Genomic DNA, 26,301 nt, shown 5'->3' with positions numbered 1-26,301 from the left:
ATGGCGCAGGTAACTTTACCTACTTATGACGCCGGATATATGGTCGCAAACCGTATCGAACCAGTACTTGTAACATCCGGGGCGTCCATATATGGTCAAATCGCTGTTTGGTGGGCGGGAATCCAGTGCTAAGGCCACTTTGCCCTCGTCGGTACGGCGTGGGTCAAAACGATACAGTGGCCAGAAACCGGTGGCGGTTAATTGCTTCATTTGATCATGGCTGTAGGCCAAGTCATAACCGTGCTCTTCACAAGGGCTATAGGCAATAATCAATGATGGGCCGGGGTAGGATTCGGCTTCCTGAATAGCTTTAACCGTTTGATTAAGCTGCGCACCTAACGAAATTTGCGCGACATAGACATGGCCGTACATCATCATGCTAACACCCAAATCTTTGCGTGCCTTACGTTTGCCGTGCTCACCAAACTTGGTCACCGCCCCCAGCGGGGTGGCTTTGGATTGCTGACCACCGGTATTGGAGTAACATTGGGTATCCAGTACCAGCACATTGACGTTTTCGGTCAAGCTGAGTACATGGTCTAAACCACCAAAGCCAATATCATAGGCCCAGCCGTCGCCGCCAATCAGCCAGATAGATTTATCGACCAGATAATCTGCATCCGTGGCTAATTGTTGGGCATCATTGCCCGGAATCTCTTTTAATAGCTGGCGCAGTTGGATGACTTGTTCACGGCGGACTTCGGGTGTTGCATCCTCATTGAGTAATTGCCCAACCAAATCCTGCGGCAACTGTGGAGCTAACTGGTTTATCAAGCGAGTGACACGTTGGCGATGTTGGTCAACCGTCAGACGGAAGCCCAGACCAAACTCGGCATTATCCTCGAACAGTGAGTTAGCCCAAGCTGGGCCACGGCCATCCGCGTTGGTGGTATACGGCGTCGTGGGCAGGTTGCCACCATAGATTGAGGAGCAACCGGTGGCGTTAGCAATCAACAGACGATCGCCATACAACTGAGTCAGTAATTTAATATACGGTGTTTCTCCACAACCGGAGCAAGCACCGGAATATTCAAACAGCGGCGAAATCAGCTGTGAAGTTCGGATATCAATACGCTCCATTTGCGTTTTATCGATTTCCGGCAGTTTGAGGAAGAAATCATAGTGCGCTTTTTCTTCCACCAGATGTGCCAGCCGTGGCTGCATATTGATGGCTTTGATTTCTGGGTTCTGCCGATCTTTCGCCGGGCAGACTTCATAACAAAGATTACATCCGGTGCAATCCTCTGGGGCGACTTGCAATACATATTTCTGCCCCCGCATATCACGGGCTTTGACATCCAGCGATTGTAAGCTGTCTGGCGCACCCAACATAGCATCCGGCTGTACTACTTTGGCGCGAATGGCCGAGTGCGGGCAAGCAGCAACGCAGTGGTTACACTGGGTACACAGATCCGGCTGCCAGATAGGAATATCTTCAGCAATATTGCGTTTTTCCCACTGGGTGGTGCCCACCGGCCAGGTGCCATCAGGTGGGAAGGCCGAAACGGGCAGGGCATCGCCCAAACCGGCCAGCATGGTGGCGGTGACGGTTTTAACGAAATCGGGCGCTTGATCAGAGACAATCGGTGGGCGCATCGGGCTATTTTCATCAATCGGTTGCAATGGAATTTCGACTAATGCATCCAGGGTAGCATCCAGCGCTTGCCAGTTGCGGGTAACAATTTCCGGCCCTTTATTACTGTAGCTGCGGTCAATGGCCGCCCGTAATTGTTCCTGCGCCATGGCGGTGGGCAAGATTTGCGTCAGATGGAAGAACGCCATCTGCATGACGGTATTAATACGCGCGCCCAGTTTGCATTCGCGGGCAATTTTTGCCGCATTAATCACAAATAAGCGGGCTTTGCGCTGGTGCAGTACCGCCTGAACTTCTTGCGGCAGGCGCTGCCACATTTCATCCGCACTGAACGGGGTGTTAATTAAGAGAATCCCCCCCGGTTTTAAGCGCTCAGCCATTTGATAAGTATCAATAAACTGTAACTGGTGACAGCCGACAAAATCGGCCTGGCTGATGAGATAGGCTGAGTTAATCGGCGTTTTGCTGACTCGCAAGTGAGAGACCGTCAGGCCACCGGCCTTTTTCGAGTCGTAGACAAAATAGCCTTGCGCATACAGTGAGGTGCTGTTGCCGATAATCTTAATATTATTTTTGGTCGCCGAAACCGAGCCGTCACTGCCAAGGCCGTAGAACAGCGCCTCCAAAGTGGCACGTTGCTCGATTTTCTCATCGGTGAGTGGCAATGACAGGCCGGTCACGTCATCAAAAATCCCCACGGTAAAGCGCGGGCGCGGCAGGTCAACAGATAATTCTTTGAATACCGCCAGCGCACAGTCGGGGCCAAACTCTTTGGAGGACAGCCCATAGCGGCCGCCGATCACTTTCGGCAATGTTGCCCGCTCACCCCGGCTATAAGCTTCCGCCAGCGCGGTCATGACATCGAGATAAAGCGGTTCGGCCAGTGCGCCGGGTTCTTTGGTGCGGTCCAATACGGCAATTTTAGTCACGGATGGCGGCAAGACACTGAGAAGATGTTTAGCAGAGAAAGGACGGAATAACCGCACTTTCAACACGCCGACTTTCTCACCGCGCGTGAGCAGGCTATCAATCACTTCTTCACAAGTGCCAATGGCTGACCCCATCAGAATAATAACGCGCTCCGCCTGTGGGTGGCCGTAATATTCAAATGGCTTATATTCGCGCCCGGTGGCCGCGGCAAAAGCCTGCATGGTATCGGCAACATGTTGGTAAGTATTGTTATACCAAGGATTGGTCGCTTCGCGAGACTGGAAATAGGTATCCGGGTTAGCGGAGGTACCGCGCACCACCGGATGGTCTGGCGAAAGCGCCCGGCTGCGGTGGCCGTCTATCCCTTTTTGTGGCAATAGCTGGCGCAGTGTGTCATCGCTGAGTGGTACAATTTTATTGATTTCGTGCGAGGTGCGGAATCCATCAAAGAAATGAATAAATGGGATGCGGCTATTGAGTGTGGCCACTTGGGAAATCAAAGCAAAATCTTGTGCTTCTTGCACGCTGCTGGCGCATAGCATTGCGCAACCGGTTTGGCGCACCGCCATCACATCAGAATGGTCACCAAAGATAGACAGCGCGTGGGTCGCGATGGTGCGGGCCGCAACATGGAGGACAAAAGGTGTCAGCTCGCCCGCCAGCTTGTAGAGGGTGGGGATCATCAACAGTAATCCCTGCGAGGAGGTAAACGAGGTCGATAATGCGCCGGTTTGCAGTGCGCCATGCACAGTAGCAATGGCTCCGCCTTCAGACTGCATTTCAACTACGCGGGGAACATCCCCCCAGATATTGACTTTGCCATCGCCAGACCAAGCATCAGCTTGTTCGGCCATGGTAGAGCTTGGCGTAATAGGGTAGATAGCAATAACTTCACTGGCACGATAGGCCACAGAAGCTACTGCACTGTTGCCGTCAGTAGTAATCATTAATTTATACCTTCACATTGCTTATCATGCAGAGAATAAAAGTGCTAATGGGGGCGTCTCTGACTGTTATCTGATTATTTGAACTAATAGCGAAATTCTAGCAGAGAGTATTTTTGTCAGTTATCGCATTTGTGTGACGGCGGGGCCGCCAGATTATGTGGAGAATAAGGTGAATTGCGGGGCTGGCGGTATATTGGGGCTTTCAGATAATAATTATTACAATTAGAAAACTATTTATAATAACAATGAGGTTTCACTTATTACGAACAGCACAATAAATGCGCTGTAATTTGGCTTGGTTGTGAAATATTTGTGAAGTACAAATCGATTTAATGAACATTTAATTGCGGATGGGCATAATGTCTGCCCAACACTGAAATGAGAGGTCGATAATGAGTGGTTTCATGTATTTAATGATGGCGATTGTTGCTGAAGTCGTGGCAACCACGATGTTAAAATCCTCCGATGGCTTTACCCGCTTGGTGCCCTCTATTGTGGTCGTGATTGGCTATGGCATTGCTTTCTGGGGATTATCACAGGTGGTTAAAACTATGCCCCTAGGCATTGCTTATGCTATTTGGTCAGGGTTGGGAATTGTTTTAGTGTCAGTTGCCGCGGTATTTATGTACCAACAGAAGTTGGACTGGGCTGCAATGACGGGCATGAGTTTGATTATTGCCGGTGTGTTGGTGATTAATCTATTGTCTAAGACTTCGATGCATTAATCATATACCCGTCATACTACAAGCTGCATGCACGGGGATAACGGTGATTTTTATCGCCGCGCATACAGTCAAACTATTTAATATCCAACTGATGTACTCCCTCGACGGCTAACAATGTTTCATACACCAGATCCAAACTTTTTTTCGGTGACAATGTCACTTCTAAAGTGAGTTCACAGTCTGGCTCATGTTTCTCTGGTTTGTGGGTGACAGACAGGTTCATCGGGCGAAGCTGCAATTTTTGCATAGCAACCAAAATACGTGGCACACTGTCTGGCAGCAGTTTAATCGCGACAAAATGATGCTCTCCAATCAGGCGGTTACTTAACTGGCGGAAGATTTCCAGCACAACTAACGTCACCATCGTGCCATAAATACCAATTTCATACAGGCCACTACCAATCACCAGACCAATTGCTGCCGTGACCCACATTCCCGCCGCCGTGGTAAGTCCTTTGACCATCTGCTTTTGGATCATGATAGTCCCAGCACCGAGGAACCCCATGCCACTCACGACCTGCGCCGCGACTCGGCTGGGGTCAAAGCTGACGTGTTCTAAGGTTAGTAAATCCTCAAAACCGTATTTTGAAACAATCATAAACATGGCACTGCCGATACCAACCAAAATATGTGTGCGTAATCCCGCATCTTTCGCCCGCAATTGACGCTCTAACCCAATTAACCCCCCTAATGCACCCGCCAAAGTAATTCTTAGTAGTAAATCAGTGATCATAATGGCTCCCATTTTATTTTTTACCCTCGGTAGGTGTTTGATTTTTTCTCTGATTGTTATATCAGTATTGTTCGACACGAAATTAAGTTAGCGAATTCTGTTTATTTATGTTGTGTTTTAATTATAACAGTTATTATATGAACCTATTATAGCGCTATATATTATTCATGCCGGAGCAAAAGAATGAATGCATTATCTTGGTTTGTGGGCGGGGCTGTGTTCTTTTTAGCCGCTTGCAGCAGCAATGACCCAATAGAGACAGTTCCAGCCGCTCGATTTTTAAACAGCAATGAGACCAGTGAGCCGGTGCAACAAGCCACCAGTGCCAATGTTCATCATAATCTGAATATGTCTAATCCTGCCGCCGTTAATTGTGCGAATGCGGGCGGTATATTGACGGTGGCTAAGCAACTCAATGGCGGCAGTGTAGGAATGTGTCAGTTACCGGATGGCAAACGTTGTGAAGAATCGGCATTAATGCGCGGCGCTTGCCCGGCTCGCTGATATACCCTCCATCTTTCAAGCCGCAGATGTGTTGGCTGCGCTCAATTACCCGAATCACTTACCAATGTAAGCTCATCGGGATGCTTTCGTTTGCCGCCTTCCTGCACCTCGAAATCTATTGGGTATATAGCTATCTCCATCTTTCAAGCCGCAGATGTGTTGGCTGCGCTCAATTACCGAATCACTTATAAAATATAAGTCAGCTTATCGGGATGAATGAGCCTCATCCTTGAGACTCACCCTGCGGACTTTCTGGATATATTAGGCGGTAATAATATTCGGGCAATGTTCGCCGTTTTTCAATTGGGCAATATTCTGCATAGTAGTGGCAGAAATACTGGTCAGGGCTTCTTCTGTCAGGAAAGCTTGATGCCCAGTAAATAATACGTTGTGGCAAGAAGACAAACGGCGGAAAACATCATCCTGAATGACGTCGTTAGATTTGTCTTCAAAGAACAAATCGCGTTCATTTTCATAGACATCCATGCCGAGCGAGCCAATTTTCTGTTGCTTCAGTGCATCAATCGCCGCTGTTGAGTCAATCAGGCCACCGCGGCTGGTATTGATGATCATTACGCCATCTTTCATTTGTTCAAATGATTGTTTATTAAGCAAATGATGATTTTCTGGGGTCATCGGGCAATGCAGTGAAATAACATCCGATTCGGCATACAAGGTTTTGAGGTCAACATATTCCGCGCCCAAATCCAAAGCCGCTTGGCTTGGGTAGGGGTCATAGGCTAACAACCGCATACCAAAGCCTTTTAAGATGCGCATGGTGGCGACACCAATTTTACCGGTACCAATAATCCCCGCCGTGCGGCCATGCATATTGAAACCTATCAGACCTTCCAACGAGAAGTTGGCATCACGCGTACGTTGATAAGCACGGTGAATACGGCGGTTGAGGCTCATCATCATTCCGACTGCATGTTCAGCCACAGCTTCAGGAGAATAGGCCGGCACACGAACAACCTGAATACCCAGCTCTTTCGCCGCCACCAAATCCACATTATTGAAGCCCGCACAGCGCAAAGCCAGAATCTTCACACCGACGTTTTTCAATTCTTCCAATGTCGTGCGACATGCATCGTCATTGACGAAAAGACAAACTGCATCACAGCCCGCAGCCATCTTCGCCGTTTTGGGGGATAACAGAAAATCGAAAAACTCTAATTCAAAGCCAAAATCTTTGTTGACCAATTCGAGGTATTTGCGGTCATACTGTTTGGTACTGTAAACGGCTAATTTCATCGTGATGTCTCCGCCAAAATATTGTGATCAATTTAACAGGTTTGAATAAATCATACAATTTGGCACAATAATAAGTTAAATAGCACAGTAATAAGTTAAGTAGGGTGTATGTCACTTTCTTATGCCAATGAAGTAAGGTTTTTATTCCAACTTTCAATGGCAACAGTTCTGTTTAATCTACAAGGATAGCGTTATCTATTCTTGCAGTAGAATGATTGCAGTAGATTGATTAAAGCACACCGGACGTCGGGTGAGTGATATATCCGTCATGCTTCAAACTGTCGGTGTGTTGGCTGCGCTCAATTACCCGAATAACTTACCTGTGTAAGTTCATCGGGGTGCTTTCATTTGCCGCCTTTCTGCAATTGGAATTATTTAGGGTATTAAACAAGGCAAGTCATGACTAAATGCGCAAAAATAATGGGTTGGTTGTTGTTAATCAGCGCAATTTCTTTAGGAATATTATGGAAAACCTTGCCGCAGTGGCTACCAAAAGTTGCACAATACTGGTTGCCTGCGGGTAGCCAACTGGTCTTGGCTAGCCCGCCGGTTTGGCATGATGGCGCATTGCGTATTTCACAATTGGGTTACCGGGTGCAGGGCTGCACCTTGGCAAATATTGGGCAATTGAGTGTCGGCTATCACCAAGGCCGTTGGCAGCTAGGGGCCAATACCGTCGCTGTGGATACCGCTTGCTTGAGCCAATTACCGAGCAGTGGCGAGAGTGCGCCGCAAGATTTAGCCTATTGGCAGCAGCAGCTCTCCGTGCTTGACTTGAATATCAACAATTTGCAGATTACGCCGTGGCAGCAATACGCCGGTAAACTGACATTCTCTGGTAAACCGGCCCTCACATCGCCAGACAATAAAAAACTCACCCAAGAATTGCGTTATCAGGGCCCACAATTGAGCTTCGCCGCCACACTGGATGAAGAACAGCAACTTAGTCTGCATCAATTCTCGATTGCTGTTCCCGGTACCCCGCAACCTTTCGAACTGAGTGGTGGAATTAAAATTCCATTGTCGCTGGATGATTGGCCAGAGCAAGGTGCACTCGACGGGGTATTGACGACGGGCTATCTGTCTAAACCGTTATTATTGAATCTGAGTTGGCAACAGCAACAGGGGGTTTTAACCCTGACAGAGCGCGGTGATGATACCCCGCTGGCGCGGTTGCCATGGCGCTTATCCCCGAAAAAAATTCAGATAATCAACGGCCAATGGCAATGGCCCTATGAGCTGCAACCCCTCAGCGGGGGGGTGAATCTGACATTGTATGACTGGGATAAGGGCTTGGACCAAACCGCCATTGAGGCGCGAATTAATGTCATCACGGCGGGGGAAAGTGGCAAAGGCAACGCCGTCCTGACCCTTGGGCCGGGTAGCTTGAGTCTCGTCAACAGTGACATGAAATTCCAACTTAGCGGGCAAGCTAATCTGGAAAAAATGGTCTTGAATGCCACTATTCCCGGCTTACTCAGTGGCTCCATACTGAACCCGACTTGGGTGCTGCACCCCGGCGCTTTACTGCGTGCTCACGGTAACATCACGCCGGAATTGCGCATAAAAGATGCGCGTTGGCCACTGGCGGGCGTTAAAGTGACTGCCGCTGGAGTGACGGGGCGGCTACAGGCGATTGTGGAAGCACAGGACAGTTTTTGGGGCAATTTTAATCTGCATCTGGATGGTCAGGCGCAAGAATTTTGGCCCGATAAAGGCCATTGGCAATGGCGCTACTGGGGCAATGGTCGCCTGCCGCCGCTGGCTGCGAGTTGGGATATGGGCGGCAAGGGGCGTTGGCAGGGAACACTGATAACTGTCGATAAACTCTCAACTGGTTTTGATCGGCTGCAATATGGATTAGTTAAGGTTGAGGCGCCACGGCTGACCTTAACCAAACCCTTGACCTGGCAGCGGGATAATCATCATCCTGCTTTTATTGCCGGGTTCGAGCTGGGCGCTAAAAAAGTGGCATTCAGTGATGGCGGCGGCTACTTGCCTCCTGCGGTGTTATCGCTACAACTTAATGGCCGCGCCCCCGATGATTTTCTATGGCAAGGGAATTTACAAGCGCAAGCCATTGGGCCGATTGCGTTAGGTGGCCGTTGGGATGGCGAGCGGTTACGCGGCGAGGGCTGGTGGCCAAAACAATCGCTGAAGGTATTCCAACCGCTGCTATCCGAAGAGTTAGGGATTAAATTGCGGGATGGCGAGCTTTATGCACAGGCGGCTTTTTCTGCGGCCCGTGAGCAAGGTTTTACCGCCGGTGGACATTGGGTCGTGAAGAATGGCGGGATGTGGCTGGCAGACGGTGAACTGAGCGGCTTAGATTTTGTTATGTCTTATCGTTTAGAAAACCATCACTGGCAGTTGGGGCCGAAAGAGCCGGTCATGCTGCGTATTGCCTCGATAAACAACTTGTTTACAATGCAGAATATCACCGCTGATTTGCAAGGAACTTATCCCTATTCAGAGAAAGCCCCATTGACCTTGAGCAATGTTGGCATGGATATTTTGAAAGGGCATCTGAGTTTGTCTGCTTTGCGTTTACCCCAACATGACGCGGCAGTGCTAAAATTAAAAGGTATTGATTTAAGTGAACTATTTACCGTGTTGCAACCAAAACAACTGGCTATGTCGGGTAAGGTCAATGGCGAATTGCCGCTTTATCTTAATAATCCACAGTGGTTGGTGCGCGATGGTTGGATAGCGAATGACGGCGCGGTGACACTGCGGCTTGACCCAGAACTGGCAAACTCAATCAGTGAGAGTAATTTTGTGGCGGGGGTGGCGATTGATTGGCTGCGTTACATGGAGATTTACCAATCTTATGCCACTGTCAGTCTCGATAACTTGGGTCAATTAACATTGCGTTCAAAGATTCATGGTGTTAATACACAGAAAAACTCCAAACGAGAGATAGTGCTGAACTATCAGCATGAGGAAAATATCTTCCAACTCTGGCGCAGCCTACGTTTTGGTGACAATTTACAAGAGTGGTTGCAGCAAAATATTTCGTTGCGACCAACAGCATCCATACCAGCGAGGGCGAAGGAATGAAGATTTTGACATGGGAACCTATGGCAATAGCGCTGGGTATTTTTATGCTTAGCGGCTGTTTACGCCTGGAAGTGGCAACCCCGGAAAAACCTATCACTATCAATATGAATGTCAAAATTGAGCATGAAATCCAGATTAGAGTGGATAAAGACGTGGAAAATCTGCTTAAAAATCAATCCAATCTATTCTAAGAGGCCATTATGAACAAGCAAACGTCCGGCTGGATTGGGGATACACAAAAGTTGCTTCGCGTAATATTGGGCTGCGTGGTGTTAAGCGGCAGTTTACTGTTTAGCACTGGGGCTTTTGCACTGACGTTGGAGCAGGCCAAGCAGCAAGGCCGCGTGGGTGAAACCCTCAGTGGGTATTTGGCACCGGTAAAGAAAGATGCTGAAACACTGGCGCTGGTGGAGCAAATTAATATCGCCAGAGCCCAGAAATATCAGGAAGTGGCGCAGAAGAATCATATTTCAACCGAGGATGTCGCCAAGCTGGCGGGGCAAAAGTTAGTCAACCGCGCGGCGGCGGGGGAATATGTACGCGGTATTAATGGCCAATGGATGCAGCGCTGATACTCGGCGCATCATTTATAAAAAAGCGCGCCTGAAGGCGCGCAATGATGAAATTGACTACTGGGTAAAACGAGGGCAATGCAAGGTCATTGCTGTCGTGCATTAACGCAGACACTCGCCTCTGCACGAAAGTTCTTTATTATTAAGCGTTAACAACCTGAGCCAGTAGCTGTTTGGCATCCGCTTGTGCTTTGGTCGCCACTTCAGGGCCATAAGCAATACCTTCTGCAAACACGAACTCGACATCGGTAATCCCGATAAAGCCGAGGAACAGGCGCAGGTAAGGAACCACCAGGTCAGTCGGAGTATCTTTATGGATACCGCCACGGCTGGTCAGAATAATAGCGCGTTTGCCGGTAATCAGGCCTTCAGGGCCTTTTTCGGTGTAACGGAAAGTCACGCCAGCACGCGCAATCAGGTCAAAATAGTTCTTCAACTGAGTCGGGATGTTGAAGTTGTACATCGGTGCCGCCATGACGATAACGTCATTCGCTTGCAATTCGGCAATCAGCTCATCAGACAGCGCCAGAGCTTCTTGCTGACGTGGTGTTAGCGCAGCATCTGAAGGGCGCAAAGCAGCTACCAGCTCGCCGTCTAATACCGGAATCGGCTGAGCAGCCAGATCACGCACGGTGATTTCTTCGCCAGCATGAGCTGTTTTCCATTGTTCAACAAAGAAGTCGGCGAGTTGGTTAGACTGTGAATAGGTTGCCAGAATGCTTGATTTTAGAACCAGGACTTTGCTCATTGTAATTCCTTAACAGTTAACAGCGACTTAGGCGGTACGCCTTTTCAATGAGATACACTTTATTCAAGTTTTTCTAACAGTGATAGCGCAATATTTTGCGTTCTTTGTTCGATTTTATTGAATAATGATAATCTGAGAGTCAGATAGCGCCGTCTGCGCCAGCTACAGCGCCAACCCGGGCTGTGTTACCCTATATGACAAAGATTTATATCATTAAAAACTCGGGATGATTTAGAGCGAGTTTGTTGGTCAAAATTGATATTAATGAATAAAAAACATCAGCTAATCACATTCAGAGCTTAAAATTATCAGGCTGATACTGTGAGTTTCAGCCGCAGCGTAACAAGGAATATTGAACGTGAAATCTTCGCTCGCAGCATTATCCTCCCAACTCGGGGAATTGATGCTCCGTGACCAACAGCGCATGCGACGTCGGCTGCAAGGCGCACAAAAAGTCCATAATCCAGAGGCCGTAGAGGCGATTACCCGTGAAATAGAGGCCGAATTTGCTACTGCAATGCAGCGAGTTGCTGGCCGTCGGGCGGCCTGTCCGGCTATCACTTATCCTGAAAATTTGCCGGTCAGTCAGAAAAAACAAGATATTTATCATGCTATCCGTGACCATCAGGTGGTGATTGTCGCCGGTGAAACGGGGTCGGGTAAAACCACACAGATACCGAAAATTTGTCTGGAGTTGGGGCGGGGTATAAAAGGGGTGATTGGTCATACCCAGCCGCGCCGTCTGGCCGCACGTACCGTGGCGAACCGTATTGCCGATGAGCTAGACACCTCCCTTGGCGGCAGTGTCGGTTATAAAGTGCGGTTTAATGATCAAGTGGGCGAAAATACGCTGGTTAAGTTAATGACCGACGGTATTTTACTGGCTGAAATTCAGCAAGACCGCCTGCTGATGCAATATGACACTCTGATTATTGATGAGGCCCATGAACGTAGCCTGAACATTGATTTCATCTTGGGTTATTTGCGCGAGTTATTGCCAAAACGTCCTGATATGAAAGTGATTATCACCTCGGCGACTATTGATCCGCAGCGCTTTTCTCATCATTTCAATAATGCGCCCATTATTGAAGTCTCTGGCCGCACCTATCCGGTGGAAGTGCGCTACCGGCCCATTGTGGATGATGCCGATGATGTTGATCGCGATCAGCTACAAGCTATTTTTGATGCCGTCGATGAGTTGGGTCGCGAAAGTCCCGGCGATATTCTGATCTTTATGAGTGGCGAACGGGAAATCCGTGATACCGCTGATGCGCTGATGAAACAGAATCTGCCCCATACGGAAGTGCTGCCGCTGTATGCCCGCTTATCAAATAGCGAACAGAATAGGGTGTTTCAGTCTCATCATGGGCGGCGAATTGTACTGGCAACCAACGTGGCGGAAACCTCACTGACGGTGCCCGGTATTAAGTATGTTATTGACCCCGGCACCGCGCGTATTAGCCGCTACAGTTTCCGCACCAAAGTACAGCGGTTGCCCATAGAGCCGGTGTCCCAAGCTTCTGCTAATCAGCGCAAAGGTCGCTGTGGCCGTGTATCTGACGGTATTTGTATTCGTCTTTATTCCGAACAGGATTTCCTGTCTCGCCCTGAATTTACCGATCCGGAAATTCTGCGCACCAATTTGGCGTCCGTTATCCTGCAAATGACCTCACTAGGGCTAGGGGATATCGCGGCTTTCCCGTTTGTGGAAGCGCCAGATAAACGTAATATTCAAGATGGCGTGCGGCTGCTGGAAGAATTGGGGGCGATCCAAACTGCCAGTAACGGGCATCAACAATTGACACCGCTCGGTCGCCAATTGGCCCAATTACCGGTCGATCCTCGACTGGCTCGAATGGTGCTGGAAGCTCAGAAAAGCGGCAGTGTGCGCGAATTGATGATTATTACCTCGGCGTTGTCTATCCAGGATCCGCGTGAGCGCCCGATGGATAAACAGCAAGCTTCCGATGAAAAACACCGGCGTTTTGCTGATAAAGACTCTGATTTCCTTGCGTTTGTTAATTTGTGGGATTATCTGAAAGAGCAGCAAAAAGAGCTGTCATCGGCACAATTCCGTAAATTATGCCGCAGTGATTTTCTGAATTATCTGCGGGTACGCGAATGGCAGGATATTTATACCCAACTGCGCCAGGTAGTGAAAGAATTGGGTATCCCGGTCAATAGTGTCGCTGCAGATTATCGCAGCGTCCATACTGCTATTCTGACCGGTTTATTGTCACATATCGGCCAAAAAGACGTTGAAAAGCAAGAGTATACCGGCGCACGGAATGCCCGCTTTGCCATTTTCCCCGGTTCCGGTTTATTCAAAAAACCGCCTAAATGGAGCATGGTCGCTGAGTTAGTCGAGACCAGCCGCTTATGGGGCCGTATTGCTGCCCGCATTGAGCCAGAGTGGATTGAACCCTTAGCGCAGCATTTGGTTAAACACCATTATAGCGACCCGCATTGGGAGAAAGCGCAAGGGGCGGTGATGGCTAGCGAGAAAGTGACCTTATTCGGCTTACCTATCGTGACTGAGCGCAAGATAAATTATGGCCCCATTGACCCGCCACTGTGCCGCGAGCTGTTTATCCGTCACGGTTTGGTCGAAGGAGATTGGCAAACGCGCCATGCTTTCTTCCGGGCTAATTTAAAGTTGCTGGCTGAAGTTGAAGAGCTGGAGCACAAATCTCGCCGCCGCGACATTCTGGTTGATGATGAAACACTGTTTAACTTCTATGACCAGCGAATTGGACGCGATGTTGTTTCTGCGCGCCATTTTGATAGCTGGTGGAAGAAAACCAGCCAGACACAGCCCGAGTTACTCAACTTTGAAAAAACCATGCTTATCAAGGATGGGGCGAACAAAGTTAACCCGCTGGACTACCCGAATTATTGGTATCAAGGGTCGCTCAAATTACGGCTTTCTTATCAATTTGAGCCGGGTACTGACGCCGATGGGGTCACTGTCCATATCCCGCTCCCGATCCTGAATCAGGTTAAAGAAGAGGGGTTTGACTGGCAAATTCCAGGGATTCGCCGTGAGCTGGTGATAGCGCTTATCAAGTCATTACCTAAACCTGTGCGCCGTAACTTTGTTCCTGCACCTAATTATGCTGAAGCTTTTTTGGCCCGAGCAACACCGCTGGAAACCAGTTTACTCGAGGCATTAGAGCGCGAGTTGCGCCGCATGACGGGTGTGACAGTGTCACGCGAGAGTTGGCAATGGGAGCAAGTTCCCGACCATCTGAAAATGACCTTCCGTGTGCTGGACGATAAAAATCGGACTCTACGTGAAGGCAAAGATCTTGCGGCTTTGAAGCTACAACTTCAAGAAAAGGTGCAGGAAACCCTTTCTGCCGTGGCGGATGACGGTATTGAACAAAATGGCTTACATATCTGGAGCTTCGGCTCACTTCCTGTGTGCTATGAACAACGCCGCGGGGGATACGAAGTCAAAGCCTATCCTGCACTGGTGGATGAGAAAGACAGTGTTGCGATCCGCTTGTTTGATACGGAATCTCAGCAACAGCAAGCAATGTGGCAGGGTACACGGCGGTTATTGCTGCTAAATATTCCCTCTCCCATTAAGTATTTACATGAAAAACTGCCGAATAAATCCAAACTCGGCCTTTATTTCAATACTTATGGCAAAGTGATGGATCTGATTGATGATTGCATTGCTTGTGGGGTGGATAAACTGGTGGCGCAATATGGTGGCCCGGTCTGGCAACAGGCTGATTTTGCTCAGTTACAAGAAAAAGTGCGGGCTGAGTTAAATGAAACCGTCGTGGATATTGCCAAGCAAGTTGAGCAGATCCTAACCACGGCGTTTAGTATTAATAAGCGTCTAAAAGGCCGAGTCGATATTTCGCAAGCATTGGCACTTTCAGACATTAAAGCCCAGCTTGGTGGTCTGATTTACCGGGGCTTTGTTACTAATAATGGCTGGAAACGCTTACCTGATACATTGCGCTATTTACACGCGATTGAGCGCCGTCTGGAGAAGTTAGCTGTCGACCCTCATCGTGATCGCGCCCAAATGTTGCGCATAGAACATGTCCAGCAAATGTGGCAGCAATGGCTTAATAAGTTACCGCCTAAACGCCAACAAGATGAAGACGTTAAAGAAGTTCGTTGGATGATTGAAGAACTGCGGGTGAGCTTATTTGCTCAGCAATTGGGGACAGCATATCCCATTTCGGACAAACGTATTTTGCAAACTATCGACCAACTCTCTGCTTAAGGATTAATGAATATCACTCCGCGCCTGGCCTAATTTTTTGGGCGCGGAGCTTTCCCCCCCCACTGACAAACTCAGTATTTATATATGTTAAGCATCCTTATTTGCATCTTAAATATGTAATTGATGAAAACCGCTAATTTTCCTGCGAAGCCCCTCGAAAACAGTCAATTAAGTCCCTTCTTGAGCATCGGTGCTATTGCTTCTGACCTTTAACTCCGGCTATATCTGCCTTGGCAATGAGGCGGCTTGTTCAAAGTTTGTCTGATTCCAGGTCACCATTTTTGATTACATTTGGTGAGTTTGATAGAGTTTTTCGGGAGCAGGGATTGCTTATGTATGTGATTAATTTATTGGGGTTGGCACAAAGGGAGTTGTTTAAATTGCCGCCAGGGATACAGGCGGCTCTGATCAAAGCTTTGGATGAGTTAGAGGCTTATGATCACGAGTTACGGGAGCCTGTAGTTCGGGATTTAGGAAAAGGGCTGAAAGAATTGAGGGTCAGTGCGAAGGAGGGGGCCGGGCGCGGTTTTTTCTTTTATCAAGCTGACCGGCAGGTTTATATCATTCATATTTTGCAGAAGAAAACGCAAAAGACCTCCAGACGGACACTGATGTTGGCTTATCAGCGTATGAAAGAAATCAAACGGAGATTGCAGCCATGAAAAAACAAGATGATTTTGACATTATTCCTTTTTCAGAGGTTAAAGCAGCGGCTTTACATCACCCTCAGGTAAATGAAGCTTATTTAGATTTACAGATTAGGCAAACCATGATGACGGAGCTTAAGGCTGCTCGTCAGCAATGTAAGCTGACCCAACAAGAGGTTGCTCAGAGAGCGGGGTTGAGGAAACAGAATATTAGCCGGATGGAGAAAGGCATTATTTCGCCTAATCTGACGACGTTAAGTCGATATGCCGCAGCATTAGGGGGGACTTTTGTTTTTAAATTTAATCAAAAGTCCCATCGTGCAGATAAGAAATAATAGGCAATAAAGTCCCTTTGTTAGCCCATTAATCTATCTCGCAGAATAACCCGTATTATTTGGCTGCTTTATTTGCGAGTGTTTTTAACCGGCCTTTTATGGCCGTGACTGCCAAAGCTCGGTTATCCGCGAGATAACGGTCTTTAGCGGCGGGAGCGGAACTTTGAATCGCAATCAAAGACCACTTTTCGCCATTCTTCAGCAGTAGGGGCGAGCCGCTATCACCGGGTAATGTATCACACTGATGAGAAAGCACGCCTTGCTGTGCCCACCCTGTAATCAGGCAATCTTCATGGCGATAAAGTGTGTCCAGATGGTCAAGGGGGTAACCTGCTTGAATGATTTTACGATCAACTTGTTTAAGTGCTTGAGTTAATTCACTCGCAGTTCCATCCCACAGAGGCAATGGTTTGATTGGAATGGTTTTTTTACTCGTTAATCGAATAAGTGCATAGTCATACGCTGCGGCGGCGGGCGGAACTATCCAACCATCACCATCAGGTTTGAGTTTTTTACCCAATTTAGCATCCACCAGTGTTTCCAGACTGGTCGTCTGGTACTTCCAATGACCATTTTGGGAAATAAATCGTAAGGCCACGGCCCGGTCAACTTTACCAGGAGGAGCTAATACGCAATGACCTGCTGTCAGTGCCAGGCGAGGGGAGATTAATGTTGCAGTACAAAGGTTACCGCTTGCCGTTTCAACTTGGCCAATCGCTTGCCATGGCCATTCGGAGTTATCAGTGACCGCTGTACGGTCATCTTTACCGAAAAACAGAGTCATTTGATCTGCAATGCTGGCGTCATCATTTTGCGTGTCTGTCGGTGAGTGGGCTAGAGCCGCAGAAAGAGGTAACAGACTTAATAGTAATAATGAAGATAAACGCATAAATAGTTAGCCTGCCTTATTATTCCTTAGAGGGTTATCTATTCACAAACCTGAGTTCGACTGATTAAATTGCTCATCACGATTTTCCCTACCGCTAACTATAGACATAATTAGTGATGTGATGTGATGTGTTGTCATTATTTGATTTTTCAATAATTTTAGAGCGAAATAGGCCATTGTTGTTATAAATAGAAAAACAATGTAATCAGCCCGCAAATAATTAATGTGGTCAGAGTGATTTCAAATAAATAACGGCGCAGCATTATCAGCACTCCCGATAAAAAACACCCGGAAAACCGGGTGTTGGGTGAATTCAGTTGTTGCAAACTCATCGTGAAGAGCTGAGTTCAGCTTTTTGGCTGCTATTTGATGGCCGGTACTGCTGCCGGGGTAGATTTAGTCTGTGCCGCTGTTTTGTGGTGTTTTTTAGCCGCTTGTGCTTTTTGCACCGGTGCAGTTTTTTCCGCTTTTTTTATCGATTTTTTAGCTTTTTTGTGATGCATAGTTTTGGCTGGAGCACTATGGACAGCGGGTGCTCCGGCCATTGGAGCAGCAGGTGGTGCAACTGTGTCGGCGGCGAATGCGATAGAAGACATACCCAAAGTTGCAGCAACAATCAGAGCTAATACTGTTTTCATGATTTATTCCTCAGATTTCTGTTTGTATATCGGCCCCGTTGGGTCGTTGTAATGAGAATAGAGGAAATGATTAATGGCTTCCGTGAGTCATTGGTTTCGGCTTGTAACCGATTGTACAGGGCTGATTGTTATGACTAATAGGCAACTCAGTATACGATTTATCACGTGCGTGTGAGCACAGTTTATGGCGGAGATAGCAGGGAAGCCCAAAGGAATGAAACCGCCAAATAAAATGTCAAATTGCTCTATTTTAGTTACAACATACATTTAAGTGAAAAGTCAAAGATCACTCAGTGCTATCTTTGACCACATAGAACCAAGTTGAACACCCGAGCCTCCCTCGTCGGGCAGCGAACAGATGATCTTAGGCTCCATCATGTGCTCGCAGTCTTGGTTTTCAGACCGCAGTAAGGACTGTCTATCAGGTTCAACAGGAAGGATTGCTTTAAATCCTGCTGATATCGAGTCCGGTATTTATCTGTCCGGATGTTATATTCATTTTAAGCAACTCAACGCCACTAAAAGCACGAGATTATTGGTTGATATTGTCAATGGATTTGACTTTGTGCTACTTGCGAGCCGCACTCCTTTCGTCCTTCGCTGTGTGATTGCTGTGTGTGTCTCAATCATGATGGAAGGTTTGATTGCACTTGTTGTCACGTTCGCTCAGCATGGTTTGACCTCTGGATGGTCTTTGGTGTGGGCGACGACTGTCGTGAAAGCACTACCTTTAGGGCTTCTTGTTGGTGTTACAATGACCTTCATTGTTCAGCCCCGAATGCAGAGGCTGGCAGCCTCTGCACCGGCTAATTAATTCACCAACTATTGCCCATGACTAATGGTAATCCCCCGTTGCGCTCCCACTGGGTCTATCGGGGAATTGGAAACTAAGCTGAAATTTATGGTCAGTAGAGAATACGGCCTCTCAGGGGGAGAGTCCGTATAAAAGGGCAATCTGGGTACTGAAGAGGAATTATAAATAGCGCCGCTCTAAATGTTCGCGGAAAAAGCGAGGATTAAGTGGTTCACCTGTCGCTTTGGTGATCAGTTCCGCGGTTGAATAGCGGCTACCCTGTTGCCAGATATTTTGCTGTAACCAATTGAATAGGGCGCTAAGGTCACCATTGGCAATATTCTTATCTAATCCGGGAATAGCATTTCGCGCCGTTTGGAAAAGCTGGGCAGCATACATAGCACCCAGTGTATATGTCGGGAAATAACCAAAGGCACCGTCGGTCCAGTGAATATCTTGCATACAGCCATTACGGTAATTACCTTCGGTGTTAATCCCCAGATATTGCTGCATTTTTTCATTCCACAAGGCCGGGATGTCATCGACCTCGATTTCACCGCTAATCAATGCTTTTTCGATCTCGTAGCGCAAAATGACATGAGCAGGGTAGCTGACTTCATCGGCATCAACTCGGATAAAACCGGTTTTAACACGTTGATTCAGGGCAATAAAATTTTGTTCTGCGAAAGCCGGTTGTTCACCAAATTGCTGTATCACCAATGGACGAATGACTTGCAAGAATTCTTTGCTGCGGGCCAATTGCATTTCAAACAGTAGACTTTGAGATTCATGAATTGCCGTTGAGCGAGCATGTGATATTGGTTGGCCCAGCCATTCACGCGGTAAATTTTGCTCATAACGTGCATGACCTGTTTCATGAATAATACCCATTAATGCACTGAGAAATTCTTGTTCATTATAACGTGTAGTAATGCGTACATCTTGCGGTACACCACCGCAGAATGGATGGACACTGACATCGACTCGGCCACCATCAAAGTCGAAACCGAGCACTTTCATCACATTGAGTCCAAGTTGGCGCTGGTTTTCCAGGTCAAATGGCCCCTGTGGTATCAGGCAGGGTTCATCCGCTTGCTTGGCTGTCACTTTTTGCAAGAGATCGGGTAACCACTGTTTAAGGTCACCAAAGATACGGTCCAAATCGGCACTATTGGTTCCCGGCTCATATAAGTTCAGCAATGCGTCATAGCGCGATGTTCCGGCAGCTTGAGCACGAATTGATGCCTCTTCGCGACTGAGAGTGACCACTTCACGTAGATTTTCAGCAAAACCATTCCAGTCATTCGCGATGCGCTGCTGTCGCCATGCATGTTCGCAGCGGGCACCTGCTAGTGATTTCGCCTCAACCAATGCTTCCGGCAGCAACACGGCATTATTGTAGTGCCGGCGCATCTCACGCAAATTTGCTTGCTCGACATCATCCAGAGTTTCTTGTTCCGCTTGCTTCAACCATTCCCCAACATCTTTGGCCGTTAGTATTTGATGTTGCAGTACATTTAGCTCCGCCATTGCCTCTGAGCGGGCAAGATTACCTTTTGGCGGCATCATAGTTTGCATATCCCATCCGGCAATGGCCGACAAATGCTCAAAGCGAGAAAGGCGTGTAAACGTAGCGCGCAGGTGTTGATAAGCAGTGGTCATAAAAAACTCCATTAAATCTATAGGCCGATTTGTTTTATTAAGGCTAGTATTTGGGCAAAATTATTGGGTAGGCAAAACCATTATTTAGAGTCATCTTGGTCGATAGTGAGTGAGTAAAGACCTTTTACCGGCCAACAAAATCGGAAACTCGCGCCTCCTAACGAACTGGCATCAACGGAAATACTCCCCTGATAAGCCAATGCAATGGAGTGAACGATTGCCAGGCCCAATCCACAGCCCCCGGTTGCGCGATCCCGGCTAGGGTCCAGCCGGACAAAAGGCTCAAATACTCGGGCGCGTTCTTCTAATGGAATCCCCGGCCCGTCATCTTCAACTTGTAAGCAAGCATTATCGCCATCAAACCACAGCCCAATTCGCAGCCGTTGGGTCGAATAGCGCAGGGCATTATTGACCAAATTATCCAATACTCGCTCCATCAGACGTAAGTCAACTGCGCCGAAATCGCCACGATGAGGAATATCGAGTTCTATTTCGCGCTCACTATGAATCAAGCGCATCTCCATAACTTTTGCCGCGAGCCAAGCCGGTAAGTCGATAGGTTCCAGATTGAGTGAGACTTGCGGGCGATCCAGCCGAGCATAGGTCAGCAGCTCGTCAATCAATGCTTCCAACTGGCCAATATCGCGACTCAAAGCCAGTTGCTCACTTTCAGTCAGGTTATCACTCATGGCTAACCGATAGCGCAAACGAACCAGTGGGGTGCGCAGCTCGTGAGCAATTCCATCAATAAGCAGTTTCTTGCTGACAATCAAGGTGCTGATGTTGTCAGCCATTTGGTTAAATGCGACACCTAAGCGGCTTAAACTTGAAGTGGGGTCAAAATGCGTGCGCTCGTCCAGGTGGCCCGACCCTAGCCGCTGGGCGGCATTCTCCAATTTAAGCAAATCTTTCCAATGGGGGCGCATCCAAAGAAATACCGGTAGAGCCAAAGAGAGGCCAATCAGGATAAGTAAGGCCAAATCAAGCAGCCGCATTTGATGCAAATAAAATAAATAAGGGACTGGGCCAACAGCAAGGACATAGCGGCTGCGGGGGATTCGTTGCAGGAAAGTATATTCATCATCCAAAGCAATGATTTCACCGGCTCGTAGGCGTTTATTCAAGCGCTCACCGAGATTCCGTTTATCGAGAGGTTCGATATGTAATTGAAATGAGAGATTTAAATCTAAAGTGGCAATGGTTTTATTCCAATCTTTCAGTGGAATTTCCCGCAGCTCACTGCGCATCAATGAAAGCGAGCTTTTCATCAAGTCATCTAATGACTGGCGACCAGCACGTTCCGCTGTCACTTTATAAACCAGCCCAACCAACATCGCCATCACCATAAAGCAGACGAACAGTAATAAGAAAAACTGAATAAATAGCTTCCTCATTGCTGCACAGACTCCCAGGCATTCGGGGCGAACAGGTAACCTTTATTGCGGACGGTTTTGATTCTAAAAGGTTCGAGGGCATTGTCGTAAAGTTTGCGGCGCAAGCGCGATATCGCAACATCGATACTGCGGTCCATCCCGTCATAGCTGACACCACGTAAATTCTTCAATAATGCTTCCCGGTCCATGATAATCCCGGCATGGGTTGCCAGTTCCCACAGCAAGTCAAAATCTGAAGTCGATAAAGTAATTTCTTCATCACTAAGATTAACTTGTCGATTAACAGGATCAATGCAGAGCAGACCGAAGTGAATTGCATTATACCCAGTGAGTGGCGGGCTGATGGTTTCTTTGGTTTGTTGTTGATTATGCTGGCGTAAATGCAAACGTAACCGCGCCAACAATACTGCCGGGGGCGTTGTTTTCAGGATATAATCATTCGCACCCATCTCCAGGGAAAGGATATGGTTCATATCACTGTCAAGTGAGGTCAACAGTACGATAGGGCCTTCATAGCTTGGTCGCAGGTCACGGCACAGCGTCATCCCATCTTTCCCTGGCAGCATGATATCGAGCAACACCAAGTCAGGTTGTTGCTGTTCAATAACGGCTTGTGCAGTATCGCCTCGTGGTTCAACAAACACATCAATATCATGTTTGCCAAGGTAAGCTGCAATCAGTTTTCCGACCTCCGGGTCGTCTTCTACAAAAACAATATTGGTCATGTTTTTCAGTTTATAAAAGTGCCGGAATTCAGCATAGCGCGCTGTTGGTAGCAATACTATGCACGTTACTTGATTATTAATGCCAATGAATTATCAATGCCAATGACTGATCGGTAGACAACGGGCAAAACATTTCATTATATTAACTGGAGTGATTGTATCGTCATCTCTATTTATACCCGTCATACTTCAAGCTGCATGTGTGTTGGCTACGTTCAATTACCCGAATCACTTACAACACAGTAAGCTCATCGGGATTCTCTCTCTTGCCGCCTTCCTGCAACTCGAATTATTTAGGGTATTATAGTTGGGTCTATCGTTTATATATCAATACTTATGGTTAATGAATAGCTGTATCAATCAGCTAAGGACTGAGGGATGAGTGGCGAACACACTGGTGTGCCAGCGCACAATGAAAAAGTCTGCTTCGATTACACGGAATTTTTAGCGGTTTCTTGCAAAAAACGATGGAGTTTTATTGATGCTATTTATGGTGTCATGCCGATTTTTGGTATGGTGGTAAAGTCGCAAACTGCATCGGAAAAAACGCCTCAGGAGCGGCTGACTGCTTTAGCGCTACAGGTATTATCGACCCAACTTAGCGATGAAACCAATATTATTCGATTAATTCGTCTCGCTGAACAGCAGGGGATAACTGTATTGGAGATCCAATTACCTTACTCTCTGGAAACCGCGCAACTCAATGAAATAAAACAAAAATTCCCGCTATCGATGCAGCTAAGTCAGATGGGCGAATGCTTATCGGTGGACATATCGGGAGAATAAATCCTCTTGGTAGATGATGAGGATGAGTTTATCTGCAACCAATACTCAAATGGACAGCCAGTGTCACTGGCGTGCCCATTGTTGAGTGTTTCCAACTTAATGCATTACCACCCAGGTTGCTGGAATGGTCGCAATCAGCACCAGGCCAATCGCCGCGCGTTCCACTGTATTAAGTAGCCGAAGACCTTCATGCCCTTTACGTGCATAAATAAATACCAGTAAACCGGGGGCATACAATAGGGCGGATAACAGCAGATACAGCAAGCCAGCCGCATAAATCAGCCACAAACCATACAAACAGGCGCCACTGGCGGCAATAATCAATCGCCAGTCCTGACGTTTCAGGGCCACTTTAAATAAGAATGCACCCACCAAGAAATAGGGCACTAAAATCATCTCTGATGCAATGGTCAGCAAGGTGTTGTAGTTACTGCCCGTCAGCCAGATAAGAATCAGCGCCACTTGCACGGCACAGTTAGTCAGCCATAGTGATTTCGCGGGTGCATTGTGTTTATTCTGATGTCGGAATATTTTAGGGAATGCACCATGTTTGGCCGCCACCATAGGGACTTCTGCGGCCATAATGGTCCAGCTAAGATAAGCGCCGCACACCGAAATAATCAGTCCGGTGGCAATAATCACTTCCCCCCAAGGGCCAATCATCTCTACCATAATGCCCGCCATTGATGGGTTCCGCATACCCGCTAATTCAGCGCGCGGCACTACCCCAAGGGACAATAAGGTTATTAGCAGATAAACACATAAAGCTGAGATAACCGCCAGCATTGTCGCCCGGCCAACATCTTTTTTATTGCGCGCTCTGGCAGAAACAACAACAGCGCCTTCCACCCCAATAAAGACCCATAATGTGATGAGCATCGTGTCTTTCACTTGCTGCCAAACCGGGGTGTGTAGGGCAATACCAGTAAAATCAACGCTAAAGGTATCGAGGCTGAAAGCCATGCCGGCTAAAACAATAAACCCGCCGATGGGCAACAGTTTTGCCAGTGTCGCGGCCAGGTTGATACTGGCTGCGGTTTGAACGCCACGCAATACCAATGCATGAACCATCCACAACAGGAAAGATGCACCCAAGAGCGCCTGCCAGGTATTCCCCTCACCAAAGATAATGCTGCCAGACTTATCGGTAAAAAAGCTCAATGCGGCAAAAACAATCACCAAATAAGAGACATTGGCAATGACGGCGCACAACCAGTAACCCCACGCGGAGAAAAAGCCAATAAGATCACCAAAGCCTTCTTTGGCATAGGTGAATATTCCACCATCCAGATCAGGGCGCAGGCGCGTTAACAATAGCATGGCAAAAGCCAAAAAAACGATCCCCACCCCGGTAATACCCCAGCCAATGAGTAAGGCCGCTGGGCTGGCAACTTCAGCCATATTTTGTGGCAAGCTGAAGACACCTGCACCCAGCATTGAACTGAGAACCAGCGCGGTGAGCGCCGTCAGGCCGAGTTTTCTTTCCAATTATAAATCCTGGTTTTTAGAGTATTAATGAATGGTTAATGGCTTGTAAGTAGCATTATATGAGGCTAACTTATCAATGTTTGACAGATAATAGCCCTATAATTTTCGGGCAATTTTACGGAGTGGGAGGCGATCATGCAATGATTGGTTATGCGATTTGGGCAAAAAATTATTCAGTCGGAATTCATCAGGCAAATCGCCCCCGCTGACAGATAAAAAAAGGGCAGCCAATGGCTACCCTTATGATTACGATTGCAGCAAACTTATTTAAACAAGTCAGCGCTAACACTCAGGTTACCACCACTTTGGTTCTGCCACTGGCGAGTAACATGATAATACTTCGCCCCTTTAGCCGCTGCGCGCTTAGCGACTTCATGGGAAACGTCGGTCATGCTGTTGTAGTGACCGCTGAAGGTAATTGAGTCAAACGGTACCATCTGCGCGGCAGTGGTGTTGTTTAATTCTTGAATTTGAGTGCCGTCATTAAGCGTGACAGTGTAACGCTTACCTGTGGATGATTGCGTTTCAAAGAAACGGCCCACATCAGCACTTGGTGTACCTGAAGAAGCAACGCCTGGAATTTCTACATTCGCAGCCGCAGCACCACCAGCAGCCAGTGCTGCGCGGCCAGCATCTGAATCGGCGGGGATCACATCAGGGCTTTGCACGGTACGTTTGGCAGCATCCTCTTTATAAACATACGCCGTGACGAACTGGTTGCCACCTTGGTTAGCATCAACCTGGCGCACGATGAAGAAAGAGTAAGCACCTTTCTCTTTTGCTGCTTTGGAAATAGCATCGTTAATATCTGGCTGGCTGCGGAAGAAACCACTGACAGAGACAGTATCGTAAGGTTGTAAACTGTAGGCTTCTGTTTTTGGTAATTCTTTGATGCCATTAAAAATACGATACTGAGTCTCTTTGCTCACTTCCTCAGCATCTTTATGATAAACATCGGCCGTTACACGCCAGTTGCCACCATTGCCATTGCTGTTGAGATCTTGAATATAGAACGAATCAGCGCCCAATTTATCAGCACGACGGGATACAGCATCGGCGGCCTCATTAATTGCATTAAATCTGCCGGTAATAGTAATACGATCAAATGGTTTAATGGCTGCTGCTTGCTCTGGTGTGAGTTCTTTTGCCGCATGTGCAGCAGAAAGCGCCGAGAGTGATAGCAATGCCGACGCGATGATCGTGTATTTCAGCTTCATAAAAAATCCTTTCGCCTTGCGCATTAACGTTGATACATGCGGAACAATTGATGTGTAACAGAATAGCAGATGATTATTACATGTAATAATGGCGGGTGTCTCCGCAATTTATATGACTAAATATATGAATTCCGGAGTTAGGCCTGCTAGCACTTTACATGAAGAATAGAGATAAGCTTTACGAATAATGGCTTTAACGTCATAAACACGGATTATTTACATTTTTCCAACCTGATGCCGCGCCATCACTGGGCTGCCTTATTATACTAATGCTTATTATTTTGGCTCAAACTTGCAGGACAAGCCGCTAGTAAATATTATTTTTATAGTGAATTATACAGAGTTCTTTCCGCCTGCCAGTTTTAGTGCAAAAACTGCTGCAGAACTGCATACAGATATGGATCATAAGTCACA

At 47.5% G+C, this 26,301-nt stretch carries 21 protein-coding genes and 1 pseudogene; 10 read left to right on the top strand and 12 right to left on the bottom strand.

All coding sequences use genetic code 11. The annotated features are described in order from the left end of the window. Nucleotides 1-93 precede the first annotated feature (93 nt). Nucleotides 94-3,471: pseudogene (gene nifJ, locus DXZ79_RS10780) on the bottom strand (pyruvate:ferredoxin (flavodoxin) oxidoreductase); the annotation flags it as partial. Nucleotides 3,472-3,863: 392 nt separating this feature from the next. Between nifJ and DXZ79_RS10775 the strand changes: the two are divergent. Then, nucleotides 3,864-4,196: a DMT family transporter gene (locus DXZ79_RS10775; RefSeq protein ID WP_038632751.1), complete on the top strand. Its 333-nt coding sequence runs from the start codon at nt 3,864-3,866 to the stop codon at nt 4,194-4,196. 73 nt (nt 4,197-4,269) lie between these two features. Here DXZ79_RS10775 and DXZ79_RS10770 read toward each other — a convergent pair whose 3' ends face one another. Then, complete coding sequence (locus DXZ79_RS10770; protein WP_050291693.1) at nt 4,270-4,929, bottom strand: MgtC/SapB family protein; 660 nt, start codon at nt 4,927-4,929, stop codon at nt 4,270-4,272. A 183-nt stretch (nt 4,930-5,112) separates the two neighbouring features. On the opposite strand from DXZ79_RS10770, the gene DXZ79_RS10765 reads away from it, so the two are divergent. Further along, nucleotides 5,113-5,433, top strand: a complete 321-nt coding sequence (locus DXZ79_RS10765; protein ID WP_038632755.1) for a putative hemolysin — start codon at nt 5,113-5,115, stop codon at nt 5,431-5,433. A gap of 261 nt (nt 5,434-5,694) precedes the next feature. Here the strand turns inward: DXZ79_RS10765 and DXZ79_RS10760 are convergent, their stop codons facing one another. Next, on the bottom strand, nt 5,695-6,687 hold the full coding sequence (locus DXZ79_RS10760) for a 2-hydroxyacid dehydrogenase (RefSeq protein ID WP_038632757.1): 993 nt from the start codon (nt 6,685-6,687) through the stop codon (nt 5,695-5,697). 399 nt (nt 6,688-7,086) lie between these two features. On the opposite strand from DXZ79_RS10760, the gene DXZ79_RS10755 reads away from it, so the two are divergent. From DXZ79_RS10755 to DXZ79_RS10745, 3 genes are read left to right on the top strand one after another with little or no spacing between them, the layout of a single operon-like run. Continuing rightward, a complete protein-coding gene (locus DXZ79_RS10755; RefSeq protein WP_038632759.1) occupies nt 7,087-9,747 on the top strand; it encodes a YdbH family protein in 2,661 nt (886 codons plus the stop codon). Continuing rightward, nucleotides 9,744-9,938, top strand: a complete 195-nt coding sequence (locus DXZ79_RS10750) for a YnbE family lipoprotein (protein ID WP_038632761.1) — start codon at nt 9,744-9,746, stop codon at nt 9,936-9,938. Before DXZ79_RS10755 ends, DXZ79_RS10750 begins: the two co-directional genes overlap by 4 nt. A 9-nt stretch (nt 9,939-9,947) precedes the next feature. Beyond that, a complete protein-coding gene (locus tag DXZ79_RS10745; RefSeq protein WP_038632763.1) occupies nt 9,948-10,319 on the top strand; it encodes a YdbL family probable chaperone protein in 372 nt (123 codons plus the stop codon). A gap of 142 nt (nt 10,320-10,461) precedes the next feature. Here DXZ79_RS10745 and azoR read toward each other — a convergent pair whose 3' ends face one another. Then, complete coding sequence (gene azoR / locus DXZ79_RS10740; RefSeq protein WP_038632765.1) at nt 10,462-11,067, bottom strand: FMN-dependent NADH-azoreductase; 606 nt, start codon at nt 11,065-11,067, stop codon at nt 10,462-10,464. Between the two features lie 358 nt (nt 11,068-11,425). Between azoR and hrpA the strand changes: the two genes are divergently transcribed. The 3 genes from hrpA (at nt 11,426) to DXZ79_RS10725 (ending at nt 16,295) form a co-directional block, all read left to right on the top strand. Further along, nucleotides 11,426-15,313, top strand: coding sequence for an ATP-dependent RNA helicase HrpA (gene hrpA, locus DXZ79_RS10735; RefSeq protein ID WP_071841720.1), 3,888 nt, complete (start codon nt 11,426-11,428; stop codon nt 15,311-15,313). Nucleotides 15,314-15,645: 332 nt separating this feature from the next. Then, on the top strand, nt 15,646-15,975 hold the full coding sequence (locus tag DXZ79_RS10730; protein WP_038632768.1) for a type II toxin-antitoxin system RelE/ParE family toxin: 330 nt from the start codon (nt 15,646-15,648) through the stop codon (nt 15,973-15,975). Then, nucleotides 15,972-16,295, top strand: a complete 324-nt coding sequence (locus DXZ79_RS10725; protein WP_050291694.1) for a helix-turn-helix domain-containing protein — start codon at nt 15,972-15,974, stop codon at nt 16,293-16,295. The genes DXZ79_RS10730 and DXZ79_RS10725 overlap by 4 nt, the downstream gene beginning before the upstream one ends. A gap of 55 nt (nt 16,296-16,350) precedes the next feature. Here the strand turns inward: DXZ79_RS10725 and DXZ79_RS10720 are convergent, their stop codons facing one another. The 3 genes from DXZ79_RS10720 to asr form a co-directional block, all read right to left on the bottom strand. After that, nucleotides 16,351-17,184 (bottom strand): trypsin-like serine peptidase, encoded by an 834-nt coding sequence (locus DXZ79_RS10720; protein WP_050291695.1) that lies wholly within the window; start codon nt 17,182-17,184, stop codon nt 16,351-16,353. 182 nt (nt 17,185-17,366) lie between these two features. Continuing rightward, a complete protein-coding gene (gene ydgU / locus DXZ79_RS21380) occupies nt 17,367-17,447 on the bottom strand; it encodes a small membrane protein YdgU (protein ID WP_455436035.1) in 81 nt (26 codons plus the stop codon). Nucleotides 17,448-17,546: 99 nt separating this feature from the next. Continuing rightward, nucleotides 17,547-17,822, bottom strand: coding sequence for an acid resistance repetitive basic protein Asr (gene asr, locus DXZ79_RS10715; RefSeq protein ID WP_038632774.1), 276 nt, complete (start codon nt 17,820-17,822; stop codon nt 17,547-17,549). A gap of 358 nt (nt 17,823-18,180) precedes the next feature. Here asr and DXZ79_RS10710 point away from each other — a divergent pair, with 358 nt between their 5' ends. Next, nucleotides 18,181-18,636, top strand: a complete 456-nt coding sequence (locus tag DXZ79_RS10710; RefSeq protein WP_080723391.1) for a DUF2798 domain-containing protein — start codon at nt 18,181-18,183, stop codon at nt 18,634-18,636. A 159-nt stretch (nt 18,637-18,795) separates the two neighbouring features. Here DXZ79_RS10710 and DXZ79_RS10705 read toward each other — a convergent pair whose 3' ends face one another. From DXZ79_RS10705 to rstA, 3 genes are all read right to left on the bottom strand, one after another. Continuing rightward, complete coding sequence (locus DXZ79_RS10705) at nt 18,796-20,277, bottom strand: carboxypeptidase M32 (RefSeq protein ID WP_038632779.1); 1,482 nt, start codon at nt 20,275-20,277, stop codon at nt 18,796-18,798. Nucleotides 20,278-20,357: 80 nt separating this feature from the next. Then, nucleotides 20,358-21,671: a two-component system sensor histidine kinase RstB gene (gene rstB / locus DXZ79_RS10700; RefSeq protein ID WP_120011270.1), complete on the bottom strand. Its 1,314-nt coding sequence runs from the start codon at nt 21,669-21,671 to the stop codon at nt 20,358-20,360. After that, nucleotides 21,668-22,396 carry a two-component system response regulator RstA gene (gene rstA / locus DXZ79_RS10695; protein ID WP_038632783.1) on the bottom strand — a complete coding sequence of 243 codons (729 nt, stop codon included), beginning with the start codon at nt 22,394-22,396 and terminating at the stop codon, nt 21,668-21,670. Before rstA ends, rstB begins: the two co-directional genes overlap by 4 nt. Before the next feature lie 378 nt (nt 22,397-22,774). Here rstA and DXZ79_RS10690 point away from each other — a divergent pair, with 378 nt between their 5' ends. Next, a complete protein-coding gene (locus DXZ79_RS10690) occupies nt 22,775-23,182 on the top strand; it encodes a hypothetical protein (protein WP_038632785.1) in 408 nt (135 codons plus the stop codon). A 96-nt stretch (nt 23,183-23,278) separates the two neighbouring features. On the opposite strand, the gene DXZ79_RS10685 is transcribed toward DXZ79_RS10690, so the two are convergent. Continuing rightward, on the bottom strand, nt 23,279-24,670 hold the full coding sequence (locus DXZ79_RS10685; protein WP_038632787.1) for an amino acid permease: 1,392 nt from the start codon (nt 24,668-24,670) through the stop codon (nt 23,279-23,281). 263 nt (nt 24,671-24,933) lie between these two features. Further along, nucleotides 24,934-25,887, bottom strand: a complete 954-nt coding sequence (gene ydgH, locus DXZ79_RS10680) for a DUF1471 family protein YdgH (protein ID WP_038632789.1) — start codon at nt 25,885-25,887, stop codon at nt 24,934-24,936. Between the last annotated feature and the right edge of the window lie 414 nt (nt 25,888-26,301).

This window comes from Yersinia rochesterensis (assembly GCF_003600645.1).
Taxonomy (GTDB): domain Bacteria; phylum Pseudomonadota; class Gammaproteobacteria; order Enterobacterales; family Enterobacteriaceae; genus Yersinia; species Yersinia rochesterensis.
This window is presented reverse-complemented; position numbering and strand designations above follow the sequence as displayed.